Source organism: Thalassospira xiamenensis M-5 = DSM 17429, assembly GCF_000300235.2.
GTDB classification, from domain to species: Bacteria; Pseudomonadota; Alphaproteobacteria; order Rhodospirillales; family Thalassospiraceae; genus Thalassospira; species Thalassospira xiamenensis.
Genome location: NZ_CP004388.1, coordinates 4,373,581 through 4,395,039 on the forward strand (window position 1 = coordinate 4,373,581; position 21,459 = coordinate 4,395,039).

The window sequence follows — 21,459 nt, forward strand, 5'->3', positions numbered from 1 at the left end:
GTGCACGTCAATGGGCTAAAGCGAAAACAGTTTGTTCTTCAAAACGCAGTATGAGACTCTAATCCTAAGTATATGGCGGGCCTACGAGAACAATGCCACAAAAAGAACCGTCGGCAGGCCCAGAATATAGGCGGGATTTAACAAGCAGCAAGGGATGGCGAATGTCGACAGGTAAACAGGTTCTGGTGGTCGAAGATGACGCGGCACTTAGCCAGTCTCTCACCGAGCAGCTCCGGCTTCATGAGGAATTCGAATGTGTCGTCGCCAATAGTGGCCAAAACGCCCTCGAAGTCGCCAAAGAAAATTACTACGACATTATCCTTCTTGATGTCGGCCTGCCCGATATGGATGGTCGTGATGTCTGCAAACTGATGCGGCGCGCCGGGGTCAAATCCCCGATCATCATGCTGACCGGTGCCGACAGCGATTCTGATACGATTCTTGGCTTGGAATCGGGTGCCAACGACTATGTCACCAAGCCGTTCCGCCTGAACGTGCTGCTGGCGCGTATTCGTGCCCATATTCGCCAGCATGAACAAAGCGAGGATGCGGTTTTCGTCATCGGACCCTACAGCTTCCAACCCAGTGCCAAGCTTCTGATCGAAACCACGACCGAGAAAAAAGTCCGTCTGACGGAAAAGGAAACCTCGATCCTTAAATTCCTGTTCCGGGCGGGCGACAAACCGGTCACACGCGAAACCCTGCTTGACGAGGTCTGGGGCTATAACGCCGGGGTCACCACCCACACGCTGGAAACCCACGTTTATCGCCTGCGCCAGAAAATCGAAAAGGACCCGTCAAACGCGACGATCCTGGTCACCGAGCCTGGCGGCTACAAGCTCGTTCCATAACCAGCCCCAGACAAACCGCAGAAATACAAATAATTTGCAAAAATCCCGCCGGGCTAAATTCACTTGGCGGGATTTTTGATTTTTTCGTCACAAAACGGCTTTGAACGCGTCTTATACGTCTGGGCCAGTTATCCACATTTTCTGCCAAATTCGGGTAGTTGACCGAAATCACACCTTAAAGATAGAAAAATCGGCGTTTACAGCATCAGATTTGCGTCGAAAACAATAAAAATAGAGTTGCAGCCATCTTTAAAAGGCTTCATCTGGCGATTTAATAGCCCCGTGAGCCGAAAATTGCTGTCCCGACACGGATATGGGTCGCGCCAAGCCGGATTGCTGCTTCGTAATCGCCACTCATGCCCATGCTGCGAATGGCCAAACCATGACGGTCGGCAATTTTGCCTAACAGGGCAAAATGCGGTGCCGGTTCCTCATCCACCGGCGGGATGCACATCAATCCCTTGATCGGCAATTTCAGACGTTCGATGCAATCGATAATAAAATCATCGGCATCGGCCGGGGCTATTCCGGCTTTCTGCGGTTCTTCTCCGATATTGATCTGGATATAAAGATCAGGGCATTCGCCGGTCGTATCGCGATGCTTTGCCAGCGCATTGGCAAGTTTTGGACGATCAACGGTTTCGATCACATCAAACAACGCAACCGCATCTTTTAGCTTGTTGGTCTGAAGCGGCCCGATCAGATGCAGTTCGATATCAGGGAATTCATCCCTGAGGCCCGGCCATTTCCCTGCTGCTTCCTGTACCCGGTTTTCACCAAACACCCGCCGCCCGTCGACAAGAGCGGGGCGCACATGATCGGCATCGTGGTTCTTGCTGACGCAGATCAGGGTGACATCGCTGGGTGCGCGACCAACCGCTGTACAGGCTTTATCGATATTTTGCTGGATCTCGGCAAGATTGGCCGCGATGTCGGGATTGCCGGATGACAGATGCTGATCGCTCATGGATGATGGCCCAAATCGGTACAGGAATCGGTGAAACAGAATCGGGATACTATCAATGGATGCCACACTGGCAAAGCAGGCACGCCAACTCAATTTGCGCAATGGCGGTCCTGATTGCCCAATCCCGCCGATCATATTGATGACCGACGACAAACGCATGCCCGATCCGATCCCGGCAATCATCGGTCTGCCGCGCAGAAGCATGGTAATTTTCCGACACTACGGACTCAACCCTAAGGACCGTGCACACCTTGCCTACATCGTTCGGCGAACCTGTCGCAAATATGGTCACCTTTGCCTGATTGCCGATGATCTTGCACTGGCCTTGCGCCTAGATGCCGATGGTATTCATTTGCCGGAATACCACATCGAGAAAAGACCGCATATCTATCGGCAAATACCACACGACATGTTTGTGACATCCGCCTGCCACAGCTTGCAAACGCTGCGCAAGCTGGCACTTCTCGCACCCGATCAACGTCCCGATGGTGTTCTGATCTCGCCGGTTTTTGCCACCCAAAGCCATCCCGGTCAACCGGGCATGACGTTTTCGATATTCCTTCAAAGAACTGCTTTTTGCCTCAGTCTTGGCCTTATCCCCGTTGCCCTTGGCGGCATAAAACCCGACAATGTCGCCCTGTTAAGGGGATCGGGCGTTGCATCTTTGGCCGGGATCGGGTTCTCTGCCACATAACACCGAGCAAAAGGTGACCGGAGATCGCCCGAAAATGCCTGCACATCACCATCCCGCCCGTAAGAAATTTACCCGGTTTGCATCAAAACAGCCGTTTCAGTTCGGCCTGCCCAATGTCAGCCCGGACCTCGTGCAGGCATCGGATAATAGCCCGGCCTATCTGACACGCACCTCATCGCTTTTGCGCCAGCAAATTCTTGCCAATGCGCCATCAGTAAAAATCATATCAGATAGCGTTCAACCTGATGTGCTTGCCCGCGATGCATGGGCCGATACCGATTTTGACCGGAAACGGGTCCTGTTTTTGATCCCGGACGATGCGATTGGCGATTGTGTCGGCATGGTTCTGTTTCTACGTGCCTTTGCAACAAAATATCCCGGCGCGAAAATCGCTGTGCTCAATAGCGGTACGGCGTCTGACATATTCGCCACCATCCCCGATATCACGATCTTTCAGCTTTTCATCTCCGCCAAACGCCTCAAAACATTCGACTATCTGATCGATTTCAGCGAGATGGAAGGCTGGAAAGATATCGCGACCATGCCGGTTAACCCGGAAGAGGCACTTTGCGAGGCATTCAGAATTCCGCCGATCCCGCTTGCATCCGAACGCGCACCGAAACTGGCATCGGGTATGAAAATTGGCATCCTGCCAATGGCCTCATCCCCCCTTCGCACCCTTCCCCCGGAACTAGTGCACGAAACCACGGAACTCCTTGCACAAGCCGGATTTGAAACCACTCTGATCCTCAACGCCTATCAGGGGGTAATGAAGAAATACAAGGACACGATCGGGTCGTTCGACACGCCGAATATCCGCGTCGTTGACGGTTTCAAAACCATCGGAAATCTCGTGTCCTTCATCCGGGAACAGGATTATGTCGTGCTGGCCGATAGCGGACCTGCCCATATCACCAAGCTGTTTCAAACGCCCGGCATTGGCATCTATAGCTCGGCCTCTGCCACCGTTTTACAGGGCCGCCACCACAACCTTTACCCTTGGCAAAGCAGTTATAAAGGCGAGTTCTGCGAAGCGCCCTGCGGGCTTGCAAAATTGCGCGCAACCACATCGGGTGAAATCGGCTGCATGGGTAGCCTCAGCCTTCCGATGTGGGAACTCGGAAACCTGCCGGTCAATTCTGACAAAGCACTGGCCGAACGGCTTGTGACCGAAAATCCGGTTCCCTGTGTTGCCGACCTTGTCGCACAGAAAGACCGCTTTTTAGCTTTTCTGCGTCAGGATATCGGGATCTGAGCCGGAACAACGGATGTTGGACAAAAAAGAAAAGGGCGGAAAACCGCCCTTTTCAAATCACGCTAATTCCCAGGAATTAGAAGGTCAGTGCCAGACCGGTGACAACGCCGTAACCGTCATTGTCCTCTGCGCCATCGACTTCGTCATCGAACCAGAAGATCGAGGATTTCCATGCAACGCCGGCACCAAGGGTGTAAGCAAGGCCAAGATCCGCGGTGCTGATTTCACCGGTACCGTTACCACGGCTGCCATTGCCATATTCGGCATAACCATAGGTCAGAGATACAGCTGCGGCATCCATTTCATAGGAAACACCAACGTCGAACTGATCGGTATCGTCCGGATTGCGGCTACCTTCGCTGAAGCCATAGTCATCATCTGTATGTGAATAGGAACCGCCAACGGTAAAGTTGCCGAAACCAACATTCAGACCGCCACCAACAAGGTTACCTTCACCCCAGTTTTCGCCAATCGCGGAAACGCCGAGTGATATACCGTTAAAGTCACCCATGTATTCAAGCGCACCGGAAACGATGTTGTCGCCAGATCCGTTAAAGTTGTTGTAGGAAGAAGTCCCGCCAATTTCGGTGGCACCATTGCGATTGCTGTCATCAGCAAATGATACACCCGCACGGAAGCCACCAAGGCTCGGCGTAAAGTAGGTCACTCGGTTTTGGTCACCAGTAGGAATGGTGGTATCGATCAGATAGGAGTTAACCCAGATGTCGAGGTCACCATCGTTAACACCGACCGGACCGACTGCCGGTGCAACAATCTGCATCGAGTCGGCTGCACTATCGTTTTTGCCCATTTCGATACGACCGAAATTGCCGCTGACATACAGGTACTGTTCGTCAATCTGGTCGCTGGAAGTTTCACCTTCCAGTTCGACCACCGCACCAACTTCAATACCATTATCAAGGGTGGTCGAACCCTTGAAATGAATTTCGGTATCAGACTGGAAGGCGTTGTTGCGATCACCGACTTCCTGATCGGCAAAACCGGCCCACTGGTTCATGTAACCACCAACCGACAATTTGATCGGCTCGGACGCCTGAGCCTGACCGGCAAACGCAACAGCGACAAGTGCACTGGAAGCGATCAATATCTTTTTCATCTTACCCTCTTGGTTTTGCGTGTGAACCGGGCATTTGTCTTGAAATATATGCCCGAACTCTCCGGGCTGATAAAACGCTCAAAATGACCATCGGTCAATTATTATAGGAAGCAAAATTTATTTTAGTCGTATATATGTGGCAAAATACACACACATATACGCAAAACGTATCCATTCCCGAAAAGAAGGACATGCTTTTCGGAATGCTTGTAATTTCAATCGCCTTTATATATGTGACTATTGGTCATTTAACTTCCTTACTCGAAGCAAAAAGCATTAGAAACATGGCTATCCATGCTCATAGCCAAAGATGACATCATCGCGCAGGCAACACTCTGCCTGCGCGAATTTTTTTATCGTCACAGCATAGAACAACAAGTTGGGGTCAATTAATATCGACCAAAATATCTTTGGCAGATAACGCACCGTAACCGCCAAAACACCAGTCATTTCCAAATAAAAAATCCCGCTCAACATTTTTGCAACGCAGCGGGATCGGCATAAAAGAAGGGGGCGAAAAACCGCCCCCTTCAAATCGTACTAATTCGGATATGAATTAGAAATCGAGACGCAGACCGGTTACAACACCGTAGCCATCGTTATCAGCGATGGTATCGTTCTCCTGATCGAACCAGAAGACCGACGAACGCCACGAAACGCCTGCACCAAGAGCATAACGCAGACCAAGGTCAACCGCGCTGATGTCACCGGTACCGAAATCTTCATAACCATAGGTCAGGGAAACGGCGGCAGCATCCATAGCGTAAGAGACACCAACATCAAATGCGTCCAGATCTTCGCCATCCGGATCGCGCGAGCTCAGACCATAGTCGTCCTCGGTGTGGCCATAAGAACCACCAACGGTGAAGTTGCCAAAGCCAACATTGGTACCGAAGCCATACCAGCTGCCTTCGCCCTGGTTTTCACCAACAGCTGACAGACCGAGCGACACGCCACCGAAGTCATGATTGAATTCAAGACCGGCAGAAATAATGTTGTCACCAGAACCGTTTATGTTGTTATAAGCAGTGGTAGTGCCAACTTCATTCGCACCATTACGGTTGCTGTCATCTGCAAACGACACGCCGGCACGAAAGCCACCAAAGACCGGGGTGTAGTAGGTCGCACGGTTCTGATCACCGCTCGAACGAACGGTATCGATCAGATATGCGTTGGTCCACTGGTCCATGTCGCCGTCGTTAACACCAACCGGGCCGACTGCCGGTGCAGTGATGCCCATATCATCGGCTGCACTGTCGTCTTTACCAAGCTTGAACTGACCAAAACCACCATTGATATAGAGGTACTGTTCGTCAACCTGGTCACCCGAGGTCTCACCTTCAAGCTCGATAACCGCACCAACTTCGATGCCGTTATCAAGAGTGGTCGAACCTTTGAAGTGAACTTCGGTGTCAGACTGGAAAGCATTCCGACGACCACCAGCAGCAGTGGTGTCTTCGTCAGAGAAGCCAGCCCACTGTTCCATATAACCGCCAACCGACAGTTTAATCGGTTCGGAAGCCGAAGCCTGGCCTGCGAAAGCAACAGCGACAAGCGCGCTGGAAGCAACAAGAATCTTTTTCATCTTACCCTCTTTATAATCTGTAGCCGATCAGCAACGCCACATTCCACACAGCATGGCAACTGATCACTGCGCAAGAGTAAAACGGATATAATGACTTATGGTCAATTGTTTTAAATGACCAAAGACCAGTTAATGCATCATATGTGACATTAAAGTCACGAACAATGCCGTAAATTTGTCATATTTTCTGACCAAGTGTATTTCTAATATATCTTTGGCACGCAATCCATTCCATGAATCAGACTTCAAATAAAATAAATGACCAATAAATATTAAATCAGAAGTTTGTATCGTACCGTCAGTGAACCATAAATTATCAAGGAACAAGTCTAAGCGATTAACAAAAAAGGGAGCGATAAAATCGCTCCCTTCTCGGCATTCTTAAAATCCAGATGGATTAGAAGGAAAGTGCCAGACCGGTTACAACACCGTAACCATCGTTGTCGTCGGCGGTGCCAGATGCATCTTCTTCAAACCAGAAGACCGATGACTGCCACGAAACGCCTGCACCAAGGGTGTAAGCCAAGCCCAAAGAAACGCCCTGGTTTTCGATGTTGTCTTCTTCATCATCCTGATAAGCATAGCTCAGGCCAACGGAAGCCGCGTCCATAGCATAGGTTACACCGAGGTCAAACGCATCGGTATCCTCACCTGCATCCGGATCAACTTTACCGTAGGAACCACCAACAGTGAAATTACCGAAGCCAACGTTAACGCCCGCGCCGTACCAGTTGTCTTCGTCTTGGTTCTCACCTTCGACCGACAGGCCGAGCGAGAAACCATCGAAGTCAGCACTGTAAGCAAGAGCACCGGATACGATGTTGTCGCCAGAACCGTTTATGCTGTTATAAGCAGTGGTAGTACCAACTTCATTCGCACCATTACGGTTGCTGTCATCAGCAAACGAAATACCAGCCTGGAAGCCACCAAACGACGGAGTCATGTAGCTAACACGGTTCTGGTCACCACCAAATGCCGGAACGGTATCGATAACGTTCTCAAGGTTAACCCAATCCTCGGTACCACCATCGTTCGGATTCACCGGACCGACAGTCGGGGCAAGAACGCTCATCGAGTCAGCAACGCTGTCGTTTTTACCCATTTCGATGCGACCGAAGCCACCATTCACATACAGGAACTGTTCGTCGATCTGATCACCAGAGGTTTCACCTTCAAGCTCGATGCGAGCACCGATTTCGATGCCGTTATCAAGGGTCGTTGAACCTTGGAAATAGACTTCGGTGTCAGACTGGAATGCGTTCACACGACCGCTAGCAGCAGTGTTGTCTTCATCAGTGAAGCCAACCCACTGTTCCATGTAACCGCCAACCGAAAGCTTAATCGGCTCGGATGCCGAAGCCTGGCCTGCGAAAGCAACAGCGACGATTGCGCTGGAAGCAAACAGAATCTTTTTCATCTTTTCCCTCAACGTCTTTGCAAGTGCGGAAAACCGCCTACAAAAATTAGATGAACGACTTTTCGCCGTTCGGTTCGGGGTAATGGAGCCAGCAAAACTATGGCGCGTCAACAACACTGTGATCGAAAAGATACATTTCCGCATCTTAGTTGCATATTTGACACACATGTTTTTGTTTGCTCAAAGCCTTGTCGGTCCTATAGTGCGGACAGAAATTCTGATGCCTTAGACAAGGAATGAACTGTGCGATTGTCTCTTGTTAAAGTTTTTGCCCCGACTGCAATATGTGTGCTGCTTGCAGCATGTGGTGCGGGCACCCAATCTGAGTATGATAGTTATCCGGGCTCCGCGCCGGGTGACAAACGTGTTGGAACAACCGGTCGATCGCAAACAATCGCAGACCAGAAAAAAGAAGGGACCCTGTTTGGTCCCGACGGTTTTAACTTTCTGGGTGGTGATGAAAGCAAAAATCAGGGCGGCGGCACAGGCATCGGCGTAAACAGCTTCCTGTGGCGGGCATCGCTTGATACGCTCTCCTTCATGCCGCTCAACTCGGCCGATCCGTTTGGTGGTGTGATCATTACCGACTGGTACAGCCCGCCGGAAACACCAAACGAGCGTTTCAAAATTACCGGCTATATACTCGGTACCGCCCTTCGCTCCGACGCGATCAAGGTTGCAGTCTTCCGGCAGGTCCGCGTTGGAACGGACCAATGGGCGGATGCTGTGGTTGAACCAAGTACGGTAACCGCAATGGAAGACTCGATTCTGACCCGTGCGCGTCAACTGCGCATTGACAGCGCAACCGCACAATAAGCATTCTGTTTGGATATGCCAGACACACCTATATATGTGTCAGATCAATACAACCCCCATTCGCTGATACGTGAATGGGGGTTTGTCTTGGCCGTTCATCGACCTACATTATCACAATACGGGGATGATCTGCGCGCTGGGCGACTTGCAATCGCGTACGAGATTCTTGACCTGCTTCCCACTCGGGAAAAACAATATGAATTTTCCCGCCAGCCAAAAAATGCAGGACCGGTTTCAACAGACATCATCGAAAACAATCTGGCAAAGCTTCATTCCCAGATAGGGAGTGATATCTTGTGCCTCACGCTTCTGGCAGATGTGCCACTTGATCGTCCTTTGCATATTACCCAAAGCAGCCTGATTGGCCATTGGCGCTGGCTGCGTCAGGTTTGGACCAAACTGGCGATAGGCGAGCAGGCCTTTACCTTTATGCCTGAAGCCCAGACTCAGAGTTTACAAGATACACCGAAAAGCAAAATTGTAGACCAGCTTGCAAAGGGTCGTTTCAATACGGCCATTGCGCACCTGCGCAGCGACTTCAAGTCTCTTTCAAATAACAGCGACTCAGCTAAAGATCTTGAACTCAGACTTTCTTTCATCACGAACCTAACTCTGTTTTGCCCTTTGATCGGATCGGAACTATTGTATCGTCATGGTCATGCGCCTTTCGGCAAAAACCATCACGCAAAAAATAGCGAGGAATGACGTTGCGCGCCCTGTTATCGATTATCGCCGTGCTTGCCCTGACCGGCCTCACCGCTTGCGGCTTCCGCCCTCTTTATGCCGAGGATAAAGGCGGTGACAGTACCGCGGCCGATATGGCGAGGGTCAAAATATCGATGATGGAAGACCGAATCGGACAAATAACACGTAACGTTCTGGTCGAAACGCTGACCCCGCGCGGCCAAACTGTTCGGCCGGAATATACCCTCGATATTACTCTTGATGAATCAACTTCCGAACTCGGTTATACCAAGGACAATGAAGCAACCATTGCCGACTATATTTTGAGCGCCCAGTACCAACTTTCTCGAATTTCCGACTCAAGAATACTCCGTTCAGGTTCTCTTCGCGCCCGAACAACTTACAACCTTGTCGACTCCGACTTTGCCTCACTAGAAGCAGAGTCCGCCGCCCGCTCAGATGCTGCCCGGAATCTTGCCCGACAGCTTGCCAATCAGGTCGCCGTTGGCCTGCGCAGCGGACGTTAGGTAATATCACGCCATGAAGCTCAAGGCGGCACAGGTCGAAAATTTCCTTCGCGCTCCCGATGCCAAGGCGCAACTCGTCCTGATCTATGGCGAGGATGAGGGGCTTGTACGAGAACGTGCGGTCAGACTTGCCAAGACCGTGGTCGAGGATCTCAAGGACCCATTCCGCGTAATCGAACTTGGCACTGCCCAGCTTAAGGAAGACGCCAGCCGTCTGCGCGATGAAGCCGCCGCCATCAGTTTTGGTGGCGGGCGCCGTGTGATCCGAATCCGCGACATTGGCGAGGCACAGGCCCCCATCATTACCGATTTCCTTGCCGATCCCGCCGGTGATGCCCTGATCATCATCGAAGCCGGCAGCCTTGCGTCCAAATCGAAACTGCGTCAGACGGTCGAGAAAGCCGGTAATGGCATGGCGCTGCCCTGCTATGCCGATAGCGGACGGGATATCGAAGCCCTGATCAATTCCGTCATGGAAGATCACAAACTGCGCATTGATCGCGATGCCATACGCTATCTGGTCGGTAATCTCGGCTCTGACAGGATGATTTCACGAAGCGAACTTGAAAAACTGGCTCTTTACGCTCTGAAAGAAGGTCAGGTCACATTGGCCGACGCGATGGCCTGTGTCGGGGATAGTTCCGCCCGCCATTATGACGATGTCGTGCAAGCCGTATCCCAGGGCAATGTCGCAAGCCTCGATAGCGCCCTGACCCGCCTGGTCGAAGAAGGCCTCAATCCGGTTGGCGCACTTCGCATGATGATCGGCTATTTTCAAAAACTGCATCTGGTCAAAGGCCAGATGGCACAAGGCACGAATGCCGAACAGGCGATGAAATCGTTGCGTCCCCCCCTGTTTTTCAAGGCCGCAGATCAGTTTCGCGCCAATCTGCAGAATTGGGCATTGGGAAATCTGCAACGCGCCCTGCAAATCCTGCTAGAAGCCGAAAAGGATTGTAAAAGTGGGCTTGCCATCCCCGAAACCATCGCACACCGCGCGATGATCAAGGTCGCCGTTGCCCGCCAGAAGCAGGGCAGACGCTAACGACCGTACATATTTCGCAAAAAGAAAACAGCCCCGCTGATCGAGTCGTACGGGGCTGCTTATCGTTTGCGGATTGGCTATAAAAATCTATTTGTCGCTATTACTTAGGGCTCCATGAGCTTTACTCTTCAGGACTTTCGTGTCCGACAATGTCTCAAGCGCCTCTTCACCGACTTCATCCTGCTCAATCGGCATATCGCCTTCTGGCTCGTCTAGAAACGAGTCATCGGCATCCAGCGCGACCTCGGTCGCGTCGGCAATCGATTCGAGCTCGTCAGTCAGAAGATCCTCATCTATAAACATCGAATCGAATTCGTTGTCCCCCTCACCTTCGGGAGCAAGCGGATCATCCTCGTCATTAACCGGTGCCGACTCGCCCAACCGTCCCTGACTCAAACGTTTGAGAATATCGTCAAGTTGCTCAAGGGTTTCATACCTAACAGAGATTTTACCACCCGCCCCGTCAAAATCGATATTTACTGCCAACCCCAACATATTGCTAAGATCATGCTCCAGCGCCACTGTATCTGGATCTTTATCGCTTGTGCGTCCCGACGAAGGCTTCTTCTGGCGCGCGGTTTTACCGCCGTCACTTTTCACCAGTTTCTCGGTCTGGCGAACGTTTAGCCCCTTCTTGACGATCTGGTTTGCCAGCTCGACCGCGTTATTCGCCCCCAACAGGGCCCGCGCATGACCGGGGCTCAGCACACGATCCGACAACATCTGCTTGATCGGTGCAGGAAGCGTCAATAAACGCAGGCTGTTCGCAATATGACTGCGGCTTTTGCCAAGCGCCTGAGCCAATGCCTCCTGGGTATGCGAAAAATCGCTCATCAGGCGGCTATAACCTTCGGATTCCTCGAGTGGCGACAAATCCTGCCTTTGCAGGTTTTCGATCAGGGCAATCTCGGCGGTTTCCCTGTCGTCAAAATCACGTACCAGAACCGGCACTTCGTGCAATTGCGCCCGCTGTGCAGCTCGCCAGCGACGTTCACCGGCAATGATTTCATAGGTGGTTTCACCTGTAGAGGACGCCCGCACAAGAATCGGCTGAATAATACCCTTCTGACGAATCGATGCCGCCAGATCGTCAATCGCCTCGTCATCAAAATTGCTGCGCGGCTGGAATGGTGATGGCTTCAGATCGGTGATGGCAATCAGCTGTGTGGTCCCGCCAGGGCCTGGATGAGCAACAGCCTCATTGCTACCAGCAACCGCTGCACCGACATCATCGTCTTCCTCGCCCAGCAGGGCCGATAGCCCCCGTCCCAAACCGCGTTTTTTTGCCTCACTCATGCCTTCACCCCTTCGCGTTTCAGAACTTCGCTTGCAAGATTAAGATATGCCCGCGACCCCGGACATTTCATATCATAGACAAGCACCGGCGTACCGTGGCTTGGCGCCTCTGATACACGGACATTGCGCGGGATCACCGTGCGATAAACGACATCACCAAAATAGTCGCGTACGTCATTGGCTACCTGTGCTGACAGGTTGTTACGCTTGTCATACATCGTCAAAACAATGCCCTGAATTTCAAGAGCAGGGTTAAAAGCCTTTTTCACCCGCTTAATGGTGCGTACCAGATGGCTGATCCCCTCCAGCGCGAAAAACTCGCACTGGAGCGGCACCAGAACCGCATCACTGGCAACCAACGCATTAAGCGTCAGCAAGCCAAGTGACGGCGGGCAATCGATCAGCACATAATCGACATCATGCGGCAACCGACCGAGCGATTCTTTAAGCTGCATCTCGCGGCGTTCAAAATCGACAAGCTCTATCTCCGCCCCAGAAAGATCCATACCTGATGGCACAATCGTCAGGCGTGGAATAGCAGTTGCCTTGCGTGCTTCTTCCAGCGTATTGCCGTTGATCAGTACGTCATAAGAACTTATCTGGCGCTCAGACGGACGCAGGCCCAAACCGGTGCTTGCGTTACCCTGCGGATCAAGATCAACGATCAAAACCCGCTGGTTTACAGCCGCCAACGCAGTTGCCAGGTTTATCGTAGTCGTAGTTTTACCAACCCCGCCCTTCTGGTTGGCCACGGCAATGATCCGCGGCCGGTGACCGGCCTCGGAAGAGATTGAAAGCGGCAAATCAATAACGTCGGTCACCGGTCAACTCCTTGCAAAATCATCACCACGCCTTCCGGATCAACCAGGCTGGCATGGGTGGTTACAGTGAATACCCAACCGACTGCACGTGCATCGGCCAGCTCTTCCTCAAAGGCACGTCCTTTTAGCAACACATAATGCCCGCCCGGTTTAAGATGCCGCTGCCCAAGCTCCAGAAGCTTTGGCAATGGCGCAAATGCGCGGGCTGTAATCACGTCGGCTTCACGCGCGTTGGCGGCTTCAATACGCTCGCGGGCAATTTCGATCTGGCCCAACACCCCACAAACCCGCGCTGCTTCCAGCAGAAACACGGTTTTCTTGGTGTTTGATTCCATTAAAATCACGTTATTCGCACCCAAAATCGCCAAAACGATCCCTGGGAACCCTGCCCCGGAACCGAAATCGACAATTTTGCCGCCACGGACAACGTCTTCCACATACGGCCAAAGCTGCGCAGAATCCTGTAAATGACGTGTCCAGACGTCATCAGCCGTGCTGGCACCAACGATATTGATCCTTGGCTGCCATTTGACAACAAGGTCAGCATAAAGGCCAAGACGGTCCAATGTTTCACGTGAAACATTCAAATCGGTCTCAAACCATGTTTTTACGGGTTCTGAAATGGATTGCATGTTCGAGTTATAATCCGCGTTAATGATTCGCACCAGACTTGATTTTTTAAGCAAACACGTTTTATCGCGTCGAAATCAATAATTTTTGGGAAAAACACGAAAATGTTTCACGTGAAACATTTTACAGACAAGTAAAAGCATCACGCGTGCAAAGCCGGTGGGCCAGAATAAGACCAAGCAGATATTCAGATATTGTATTTAAAGCCCGCGGTGAATGAAACCCCATCGTCAATGATAAACAGCGGCACATCAAAAAAGGGCAGCACACTTATACAAAATGTGCTGCCTTTCCGAAATTATGGACAACTCAACGTAAGTTCCAATCAGGCACTGCGTATCGCCTTATGCTTGTGGCTTTTGATATGCCCAAGCAAGGCGGTCACTGCCGCGGGGGTGACACCCGGAATGCGTGATGCAGCACCAATAGTTTCGGGCTGGATTTCTTTCAGTTTCAAACGTATTTCCGCCGAAAGGCTGCCGACGCTATCGAAGTCAAGATCGCGCGGCAGACGCAACTCTTCATCCCGACGGAAGGCCGCAACATCGGCGGACTGGCGATCCAGATAGCCTTTATATTGCGCATCGATTGAAACCTGTTCTCGGATCGCCGGGGTAATTTCAGAAAGCTGCGGCCAGACGCGGGTCAAGGTATCGAAATCAATATCCGGATATGCCAGCAAGTCATACGCCGAGCGCCGCACACCATCCTGATTGATTTTGATGTCATGCTTCGCCAGACCATTCGGGGTTTCGGTCAAATCGGAAACGGTGCGTTTGGCTGTTTCAAGCGAAAGTTTTTTATCACCCCAAACCTGCTGGCGATGCGATGCCACGCAGCCGATGTCAAGACCACGATCCGTCAGACGCTGGTCAGCATTGTCCGCACGAAGCATCAAACGATACTCAGCGCGTGAGGTAAACATGCGATAAGGTTCGCGCGTGCCCAGCGTCACCAGATCATCAATCATCACACCGATATAGGCGTCAGCACGATCAAGAACAAATTCGCGCTCAACCGCCCCTGCTGTGCTTCCGGCGACAAGGGCAGCATTAACACCCGCGACAAGTCCCTGCCCGGCAGCCTCTTCGTAACCGGTCGTGCCATTGATCTGCCCGGCAAAGAACAGTGCACTGACTTTCTTGGTTTCCAGCGTATGGCGCAGCTCGCGCGGATCAACAAAATCATATTCCACTGCGTAGCCAGGACGGAAAATCGCGACCTTCTCGAGACCCGGAATGGTGGCCAGCATCGCAAGCTGAACTTCTTCGGGAAGTGAGGTTGAAATGCCGTTCGGATAAACCGTCGGATCGTCGAGCCCTTCTGGCTCCAGAAAAATCTGGTGCTGGTTCTTTTCGGCGAAACGCACAACTTTGTCTTCGATGGACGGACAATAACGCGGGCCACTGCTTTTGATCTGGCCACTATACATCGGAGCCCGATGCAGGTTTGCACGGATGATTTCGTGCGTCGCCTCAGTTGTCCAAGTCATGTGACACGGGATTTGCGGTACGGTGATTTCTTGGGTCAGGAAGGAAAACGGATCGGGCGGATTGTCACCCGGCTGTTCTTGAAGACTGGCCCAATCGATCGTTCGGCCATCAAGCCGTGCCGGGGTGCCGGTTTTCAAACGCCCCAAACGGAATTCGAATTTTTCCAAAGTTTCCGAAAGACCAAGTGCTGGCGCATCACCGATACGCCCGGCCGGAGTGGTTTTTTCGCCAATGTGAATAAGACCACGCAGGAATGTTCCCGTTGTCAGAACCACCGCACCGGCATCATATTCGCGCCCGTCTTCGGTGATCACACCGGTCACGCGGCTGTCATCGCCCTCGGCAATTTTAAGGTCGTGAACCGCGCCTTCGATGATCGTCAGGTTTTCCTGATTGGCCAGAATATCCTGCACCGCTTCGCGATACAGCTTCCGATCAGCCTGCGCGCGTGGGCCGCGCACAGCCGGTCCCTTGGAACGGTTCAGCATTCGGAATTGGATCCCGGCGCGGTCAATCGCACGACCCATCACACCGTCAAGCGCGTCGACCTCGCGAACCATATGCCCCTTGCCAAGCCCGCCAATAGCCGGGTTGCAAGACATTTCTCCGATACGATCAGCACGGTGTGTGACCAGTGCGGTTTTCGCTCCCATGCGCGCAGCCGCAGCCGCAGCCTCGCACCCGGCATGGCCCCCGCCAACAACAATCACATCAAATCGGTTATCCGACATCGAATTCCTCGTTGAATTCCTTGACTACGCCAAGCCATGACATCTGCTCAATGCAACACAGCTTGCGAGTCTTATTCAGGTCTTAATTCAAAACCACGTGTCATCGAAATGGCCGATGTTTCACGTGAAACAATTTCTGATAATCTTATTTGCCGATACAGAAGTCGCCGAAGATAATATCAAGCAGGTCTTCCACATCGACGCGTCCGGTGATTTTACCGATTTCACGCACGGCAAGGCGAACATCCTCGGCCGCCAATTCGGCAATATCGGTCTGCAATCCGCGATCCAGATGATCACTGGCACGCTCAAGTGCCTGGCGGTGCCGCAGCCGTGTCAGGGGAACTGGTCCCGCAAAATCGAGCCCTTCTTTTACGCGAGTCTCCAGCAGTTGCAAGAGGCTTTCCATCCCCTGCCCGGTCATGGCCGATATGGGCAAAACGGGCAGCTCAAGCCGATCCCCTATTGCCGATTTTCCAGACCAGACTGTCGGGATATCGCCAACATCCACACCATCCACCTTATTGACCAGAAGGATCGTATTGGCATCAATCAGGCGCGCAGCCTCTGCGTCGATGTGGGGCCAGTCGGAACGATCCACCACAACAAGCCGCAAATCCGCATCCTCCGCGCGGGCGGTTGCACGGCGAACACCCTCGGTTTCGATCACATCGCCACTTTCGCGAAGGCCCGCAGTATCCACCATGGTGACGGGAAAACCACCAAGATCAAGATGGACTTCGATCATATCGCGCGTGGTTCCAGCGATCTCGGACACAATCGCCGCCTCACGCCTTGCCAGCCGGTTCAGAAGGCTTGATTTACCGGCATTAGGCGCACCGAGAATCACGATCTGGAAACCTTCGCGCAACCGTTCGCCGCGCCGGTTGTCGGCGAGATGTTTATCCATCTCGCCGTGAACGGATGACAAATCACCACGCACCACCGGCACAATACCACCAGGCAAATCTTCGTCCGGAAAATCGATATCCGCCTCGATGTAGGCCAATGCCTTCATTAAACGCGCGCGCCAGTTTTCGTAAAGGGCGCCCAATTCGCCTGCCATCTGGCGCACGGCCTGCCTGCGTTGGGCCGCAGTTTCGGCATCAATCAGATCGGCAATGCCCTCGGCCGCGGTCAGGTCCATTTTGCCATTTTCGAAGGCACGTCTGGTATATTCCCCCGGTTCGGCGATACGCAGGCCCGGTCGAGCGGCCAAGCAATCAAGAACACCGTCGATTACCGCACGCCCGCCATGAGTATGAAGCTCGACGACATCCTCGCCTGTAAAGCTGGCCGGACCTGCAAAATAGATCGCTACCGCATCATCAAGTCGCTCGTTCGTTTTCGGATCATGGATCGGCGCATAGATCGCATGACGTGGTTTTGGCAGGCTGTCGCGGCCCAGAAGCGCGCACAATGTCGCCCCAGCCATTGGCCCGGATAGCCGGATAACCGCCACCCCGGCCCGCCCAGCGCCGCTGGAAAGGGCAAATATGGTGTCTGTCTGGCCCACTCGGATCGGGGTTCCACTGTCGGTTACGTTAATCGTCATCCGTTCTGCTATCCGTCACGCCATCTGAAGAAAAATGTTGCTGGCTGTCCATATCGGTCAGCATTCCGCGAAGGTCAACATATAGCTGCAATCACAAACGGGGCTTTAAGGCTGCACAAGATAGCTGAAAGCGGCATATCATCAGCTTTCTGACCACCAAACAATCCTCGCGGAAACCGGTTTCCAGTTTGATTGACAGATCTTTGGAAACGGCACCAACCTGTCACCGTTCTCGTTGCCGGAAAACACAAAACGACCCCTGTCGGAGCCGTTTGAAGTGATTGTCCTAATGATGATGCCGCGCATCGCGCCTTACCGGTTTATTGATCCGGGCTTAGGCGCAGCCGTTCAACCACCTTTCCCCCGACCAGATGGTCATTAAGGATGGTATCAATATCTTCGATCGTCTCGTAACGATACCAAGTGCCTTCGGGATAGATAACCATCACCGGCCCCAGTTCGCAGCGATCAAGACATCCAGCGGTATTGATACGAGTCATCGGCAGACCTAGTTCCTTGGCGCGAACCTTCATGTAATTTCGAAGCTTCATAGCACCCTTGGAATTGCAGCATCCGCGTTCGTGCGTCGCGGGGCGCTCGTTCTGGCACACGAAAACATGCGCCTGATAAAAATGTGCCTCGGTCGTCAAGCTAGTCAGTCCTTGGTGTTCTTGCCAGTGGTGTTTCCGGCAGCGTTAAACTGGCTCCAGAAGGCTTTCTGAAGCTGTTCCCAGTTCTGCATGCCCTGCGGCAGCCAGGTATTGAGCATGGTTTCGGGATCCATCGCCGCAAGATTAGCTTTCATCCGGTCCTCGATATCTTTCATCAAGGCCTGCTGCATAGGCTGCACATCGGGCAGACCAAAAAAGGTGCGCAGTTCTTCCGGCGTGCAATCAATATCCACGGAAACTTTCATCGCCCTGATCTCCTCTGTTTGATCTTCTGCTTTTTATTGGGTCCATTATGGACGCCCGTGCGAAGTTCTCAATCACTATCGACCTCAGAGCACTTCCAATCAGTTAAAAGCCGATAAAATCGCAATATATTGCTAATCCAATCCCTTTACCCCCCTTGTCTTTCGCTTCAGGGGCTTTACCCTTACATCCATAGAATGAATGTCAGTAATGGGATGGAACACTTCCCTTCCCGCAAACCATAAAAAGCCCGCCACCTTCACAGGAAATCCGGACGGGCACAGGATACGACGCCATGAAACTTGCGCAGAACAATCTTGGTTCGGAAACCAGCCCCTATCTTTTGCAGCACCGTGACAATCCGGTGCATTGGCAACCCTGGAGTACCGAGGTTCTTGCCGCGGCCAAGGCGGCAAACAAGCCTGTTCTGCTGTCGGTTGGCTATGCGGCGTGTCACTGGTGCCATGTTATGGCACATGAAAGTTTCGAGGACGATGGTATCGCGGCACTGATGAACGAGCTGTTTGTGAATATTAAGCTCGACCGCGAGGAACGCCCCGATCTTGATAGTGTCTATCAGAATGCGCTGGCATTGCTGGGTCAGCAGGGCGGATGGCCGTTGACCATGTTCCTGACGCCGGATGGCGAACCGTTCTGGGGTGGGACCTATTTCCCCAAGGAGGCCCGGTATGGCCGCCCGGGATTTGGCGATGTTTTGAAGTCGGTTTCAGAAATCTATACCCAACAGCCCGATAACATCCGCCATAACGTTGCACAGATCGGTCAGGCGCTGATTAAAATGAATAGCGGTGCAACCGGGTCGATGCCGTCGCTCGCGATGATTGATCAGTGCGGTCATGGCTGCTTACAGATCATGGACGGCGAAAATGGCGGCACCAATGGTGCGCCAAAATTCCCGCAACCAAGCATTCTGGCCCTTATATGGCGTGTCGGAGTTCGCACCAACGATACCGATCTTAAACGCATCGTCCGCCACAGCCTTGATCGCATGTGCCAGGGCGGGATTTATGACCATGTCGGTGGCGGTTTTGCCCGTTATGCCGTCGATGACCAATGGCTGGTGCCGCATTTTGAAAAGATGCTGTATGATAATGCGCAGCTGATTGATCTTCTGTGTGATGTCTGGCGTGAAACCGGCAACCCGCTTTATGAAGCCCGCATTTCCGAAACCATCGACTGGATACTGCGCGATATGCGAGTCCCCGGCGGAGCCTTTGCCGCCAGCCTTGATGCCGACAGCGAGGGTGTAGAAGGCAAGTTCTATGTCTGGGACGAAGCCGAAATTAACGCCATTCTTGGCAATGATGCCGCCCTGTTCAAGGATATCTATGACGTCAGTCCCTCGGGCAACTGGGAACATAAAAATATCCTGAACCGCACGCAATCGGGCCTTGGCCTTGCGGACCGAACGACGGAAAAGAAACTTTCGGAAACACGGACAAAGCTTTTGGCAGTGCGCAACAAGCGCATCTGGCCGGGATGGGATGACAAGGCTCTGACCGACTGGAACGCTATGACCATCGCAGCTTTGGCTGAAGCCGCAATGGTGTTCAAGCGCGCAGACTGGCTTGATTATGCAAAGCTTGCCTATAATTTTGTGATCAACAGCCTGATGACTGGCGAAAGCAATGACCGGCGCTTCCTGCATAGTTATCGCAATGGAAAGGCACAGCATGCCGGGATGCTCGAAGATTACGCGCACATGATCCGCGCGGCTTTGCGGCTTTATGAATGCTTTGGCGAGGATGCATACCTTCGCGAAGCCACCGAATGGTGCGAAGCAGTCGAAAACCTGTTTGCCGACACCAAAGGTGGTTATTTCCAATCGGCATCTGATGCCGATGATCTGGTTGTGCGCCAGAAACCGCATATGGATAATGCGGTTCCGGCTGGGAATTCGGTCATGGCACAAAATCTGGCACGGCTTTATGCCCTGACCGGCGATACCAAATATCGCGACCGGGCGGAAATCACCATTGCCGCCTTTGCCGGGCGATTAAACGAACAATTTCCCAACATGCCTGGCCTTCTTCTGGCAGCCGAAATGCTGCAAAATCCGCTTCAAATCGTGCTGATCGCCAAGGAACGCAGCCAGATGTACATGGAAATGCGGCGTGCCATCTTTGCCGCCTATCTGCCAAACCGTGCGATCACCATTCTGGCCGACACCGATGCCCTGCCCGACCTGCACCCAGCCAAGGGAAAAACCGCGATTGACGGACATGAGACAGCCTATGTCTGTCAGGGGTCGGTCTGTTCCGCCCCGGTTACTAATGTCGCCGACCTTGCCAAGCTGCTTGCCAATTTACCAAATAAGTCGACATAAGAAGAGCCGCTGATACGATGCCTGCTCAACTCGGATGTTTCACGTGAAACATCCGATGGTTGGCCTCCTCCTCCGGCGTCCAAAAATTAATTATGCCTTTTACCCCTTCCCACAAGCCGCAGGATTTCGACCATGCCGCAGATTTCGATGAACAGCCCGGTCGGGGCGATTACAATTTTCGAATTCGACGATCAGATCGTCGCCGTCGATTGGGGCTTTGTCGAGGATATGGAACCGAGTCCGGTCCTGAGCGATGCCAAAGCGCAGCTCAATGCCTATTTCGATGGCAAGCTTGATGCTTTCAACCTGCCGCTGGCGCCCGATGGCACCGATTTCCATAAGGCGGTATGGGATGCGATGTGCAAAATCCCGCGCGGCAAAACAGCGACTTATAAAGATTTGGCAATTGCCGCCGGGGCACCAACAGCCTATCAAGCGGTCGGCACAGCCTGCGGGCTTAATCCGATCCCGATCATCATTCCGTGTCACAGGGTTCTGGCAAGCGGCGGCAAACCGGGTGGCTATTCCGGCGACGGTGGACTTGAAACCAAACGCGCGCTTTTGAAGATCGAAGGCGTAGATCTGATCATCCCAATCGATCAGGGTAACCTGTTCTGAAAAAAGCAGCTATCAGCCAATTTTGTCTGGCATTCCATCAGGTGAAATATCGTCTTTTAACCTCCGTCCGAACGGACAAAACCAAACCTGCTGAAT

General features: G+C 52.5%; 20 protein-coding genes. 9 read left to right on the forward strand and 11 right to left on the reverse strand.

Translation table 11 applies throughout. From position 1 onward, the window contains the following. Positions 1-161 precede the first annotated feature (161 nt). Positions 162-851, forward strand: a complete 690-nt coding sequence (locus TH3_RS20185) for a response regulator transcription factor (RefSeq protein WP_007088535.1) — start codon at positions 162-164, stop codon at positions 849-851. Positions 852-1,122: 271 nt separating this feature from the next. Here TH3_RS20185 and TH3_RS20190 read toward each other — a convergent pair whose 3' ends face one another. Continuing rightward, on the reverse strand, positions 1,123-1,818 hold the full coding sequence (locus TH3_RS20190) for a YggS family pyridoxal phosphate-dependent enzyme (RefSeq protein WP_052268387.1): 696 nt from the start codon (positions 1,816-1,818) through the stop codon (positions 1,123-1,125). A gap of 55 nt (positions 1,819-1,873) precedes the next feature. Between TH3_RS20190 and TH3_RS22525 the strand changes: the two genes are divergently transcribed. Beyond that, positions 1,874-2,512: a thiamine phosphate synthase gene (locus TH3_RS22525; protein WP_051682176.1), complete on the forward strand. Its 639-nt coding sequence runs from the start codon at positions 1,874-1,876 to the stop codon at positions 2,510-2,512. Positions 2,513-2,546: 34 nt separating this feature from the next. Next, on the forward strand, positions 2,547-3,767 hold the full coding sequence (locus TH3_RS20200) for a glycosyltransferase family 9 protein (RefSeq protein ID WP_007088532.1): 1,221 nt from the start codon (positions 2,547-2,549) through the stop codon (positions 3,765-3,767). Between the two features lie 76 nt (positions 3,768-3,843). Here the strand turns inward: TH3_RS20200 and TH3_RS20205 are convergent, their stop codons facing one another. From TH3_RS20205 to TH3_RS20215, 3 genes are all read right to left on the reverse strand, one after another. Next, positions 3,844-4,884 (reverse strand): porin, encoded by a 1,041-nt coding sequence (locus TH3_RS20205; protein ID WP_007088531.1) that lies wholly within the window; start codon positions 4,882-4,884, stop codon positions 3,844-3,846. Between the two features lie 556 nt (positions 4,885-5,440). After that, entirely contained in the window at positions 5,441-6,469 is a 1,029-nt protein-coding gene (locus TH3_RS20210; RefSeq protein ID WP_007088529.1) for a porin, read from the reverse strand. 397 nt (positions 6,470-6,866) lie between these two features. Then, on the reverse strand, positions 6,867-7,886 hold the full coding sequence (locus TH3_RS20215; RefSeq protein WP_007088528.1) for a porin: 1,020 nt from the start codon (positions 7,884-7,886) through the stop codon (positions 6,867-6,869). A 249-nt stretch (positions 7,887-8,135) separates the two neighbouring features. Between TH3_RS20215 and TH3_RS20220 the strand changes: the two genes are divergently transcribed. From TH3_RS20220 to holA, 4 genes are all read left to right on the forward strand, one after another. Beyond that, a complete protein-coding gene (locus TH3_RS20220; RefSeq protein WP_007088527.1) occupies positions 8,136-8,702 on the forward strand; it encodes a DUF3576 domain-containing protein in 567 nt (188 codons plus the stop codon). An 87-nt stretch (positions 8,703-8,789) separates the two neighbouring features. Continuing rightward, positions 8,790-9,407, forward strand: coding sequence for a hypothetical protein (locus tag TH3_RS20225; protein WP_139328074.1), 618 nt, complete (start codon positions 8,790-8,792; stop codon positions 9,405-9,407). After that, positions 9,404-9,913, forward strand: a complete 510-nt coding sequence (locus TH3_RS20230) for an LPS assembly lipoprotein LptE (RefSeq protein ID WP_007088525.1) — start codon at positions 9,404-9,406, stop codon at positions 9,911-9,913. Before TH3_RS20225 ends, TH3_RS20230 begins: the two co-directional genes overlap by 4 nt. 13 nt (positions 9,914-9,926) lie before the next feature. Further along, the gene (gene holA, locus TH3_RS20235) at positions 9,927-10,958 is read left to right on the forward strand and encodes a DNA polymerase III subunit delta (protein WP_007088524.1); all 1,032 of its coding nucleotides are present in this window, start codon (positions 9,927-9,929) and stop codon (positions 10,956-10,958) included. Positions 10,959-11,045: 87 nt separating this feature from the next. Here holA and TH3_RS20240 read toward each other — a convergent pair whose 3' ends face one another. The 7 genes from TH3_RS20240 to TH3_RS20270 form a co-directional block, all read right to left on the reverse strand. Continuing rightward, a complete protein-coding gene (locus tag TH3_RS20240; RefSeq protein WP_007088523.1) occupies positions 11,046-12,254 on the reverse strand; it encodes a ParB/RepB/Spo0J family partition protein in 1,209 nt (402 codons plus the stop codon). Next, complete coding sequence (locus TH3_RS20245) at positions 12,251-13,075, reverse strand: ParA family protein (RefSeq protein ID WP_007088522.1); 825 nt, start codon at positions 13,073-13,075, stop codon at positions 12,251-12,253. The genes TH3_RS20240 and TH3_RS20245 overlap by 4 nt, the downstream gene beginning before the upstream one ends. Continuing rightward, positions 13,072-13,707, reverse strand: a complete 636-nt coding sequence (gene rsmG / locus TH3_RS20250) for a 16S rRNA (guanine(527)-N(7))-methyltransferase RsmG (protein ID WP_007088521.1) — start codon at positions 13,705-13,707, stop codon at positions 13,072-13,074. The genes TH3_RS20245 and rsmG overlap by 4 nt, the downstream gene beginning before the upstream one ends. Positions 13,708-14,030: 323 nt before the next feature. Further along, entirely contained in the window at positions 14,031-15,929 is a 1,899-nt protein-coding gene (mnmG, locus tag TH3_RS20255; protein ID WP_007088520.1) for a tRNA uridine-5-carboxymethylaminomethyl(34) synthesis enzyme MnmG, read from the reverse strand. A 145-nt stretch (positions 15,930-16,074) separates the two neighbouring features. Then, positions 16,075-17,484 (reverse strand): tRNA uridine-5-carboxymethylaminomethyl(34) synthesis GTPase MnmE, encoded by a 1,410-nt coding sequence (mnmE, locus tag TH3_RS20260; protein ID WP_007088519.1) that lies wholly within the window; start codon positions 17,482-17,484, stop codon positions 16,075-16,077. Positions 17,485-17,804: 320 nt separating this feature from the next. After that, on the reverse strand, positions 17,805-18,134 hold the full coding sequence (locus TH3_RS20265) for a (2Fe-2S) ferredoxin domain-containing protein (protein WP_007088518.1): 330 nt from the start codon (positions 18,132-18,134) through the stop codon (positions 17,805-17,807). Positions 18,135-18,139: 5 nt separating this feature from the next. Then, entirely contained in the window at positions 18,140-18,400 is a 261-nt protein-coding gene (locus tag TH3_RS20270) for a DUF6489 family protein (RefSeq protein ID WP_007088517.1), read from the reverse strand. A 293-nt stretch (positions 18,401-18,693) separates the two neighbouring features. Between TH3_RS20270 and TH3_RS20275 the strand changes: the two genes are divergently transcribed. Together TH3_RS20275 and TH3_RS20280 are read left to right on the forward strand one after the other, a co-directional pair. Next, positions 18,694-20,745, forward strand: coding sequence for a thioredoxin domain-containing protein (locus TH3_RS20275; RefSeq protein WP_007088516.1), 2,052 nt, complete (start codon positions 18,694-18,696; stop codon positions 20,743-20,745). A gap of 132 nt (positions 20,746-20,877) precedes the next feature. Continuing rightward, entirely contained in the window at positions 20,878-21,363 is a 486-nt protein-coding gene (locus TH3_RS20280; protein ID WP_007088515.1) for a methylated-DNA--[protein]-cysteine S-methyltransferase, read from the forward strand. Positions 21,364-21,459 lie beyond the last annotated feature (96 nt).

Bases quoted from the DNA above. Each gene is read 5' to 3' on its own strand.
- TH3_RS20185 (WP_007088535.1), top strand. From the start codon at position 162: ATGTCGACAGGTAAACAGGTTCTGGTGGTCGAAGATGACGCGGCACTT.
- TH3_RS20190 (WP_052268387.1), bottom strand. From the start codon at position 1,818: ATGAGCGATCAGCATCTGTCATCCGGCAATCCCGACATCGCGGCCAAT.
- TH3_RS22525 (WP_051682176.1), top strand. From the start codon at position 1,874: ATGGATGCCACACTGGCAAAGCAGGCACGCCAACTCAATTTGCGCAAT.
- TH3_RS20200 (WP_007088532.1), top strand. From the start codon at position 2,547: ATGCCTGCACATCACCATCCCGCCCGTAAGAAATTTACCCGGTTTGCA.
- TH3_RS20205 (WP_007088531.1), bottom strand. From the start codon at position 4,884: ATGAAAAAGATATTGATCGCTTCCAGTGCACTTGTCGCTGTTGCGTTT.
- TH3_RS20210 (WP_007088529.1), bottom strand. From the start codon at position 6,469: ATGAAAAAGATTCTTGTTGCTTCCAGCGCGCTTGTCGCTGTTGCTTTC.
- TH3_RS20215 (WP_007088528.1), bottom strand. From the start codon at position 7,886: ATGAAAAAGATTCTGTTTGCTTCCAGCGCAATCGTCGCTGTTGCTTTC.
- TH3_RS20230 (WP_007088525.1), top strand. From the start codon at position 9,404: ATGACGTTGCGCGCCCTGTTATCGATTATCGCCGTGCTTGCCCTGACC.
- holA (WP_007088524.1), top strand. From the start codon at position 9,927: ATGAAGCTCAAGGCGGCACAGGTCGAAAATTTCCTTCGCGCTCCCGAT.
- TH3_RS20240 (WP_007088523.1), bottom strand. From the start codon at position 12,254: ATGAGTGAGGCAAAAAAACGCGGTTTGGGACGGGGGCTATCGGCCCTG.
- rsmG (WP_007088521.1), bottom strand. From the start codon at position 13,707: ATGCAATCCATTTCAGAACCCGTAAAAACATGGTTTGAGACCGATTTG.
- mnmG (WP_007088520.1), bottom strand. From the start codon at position 15,929: ATGTCGGATAACCGATTTGATGTGATTGTTGTTGGCGGGGGCCATGCC.
- mnmE (WP_007088519.1), bottom strand. From the start codon at position 17,484: ATGACGATTAACGTAACCGACAGTGGAACCCCGATCCGAGTGGGCCAG.
- TH3_RS20270 (WP_007088517.1), bottom strand. From the start codon at position 18,400: ATGAAAGTTTCCGTGGATATTGATTGCACGCCGGAAGAACTGCGCACC.
- TH3_RS20275 (WP_007088516.1), top strand. From the start codon at position 18,694: ATGAAACTTGCGCAGAACAATCTTGGTTCGGAAACCAGCCCCTATCTT.
- TH3_RS20280 (WP_007088515.1), top strand. From the start codon at position 20,878: ATGCCGCAGATTTCGATGAACAGCCCGGTCGGGGCGATTACAATTTTC.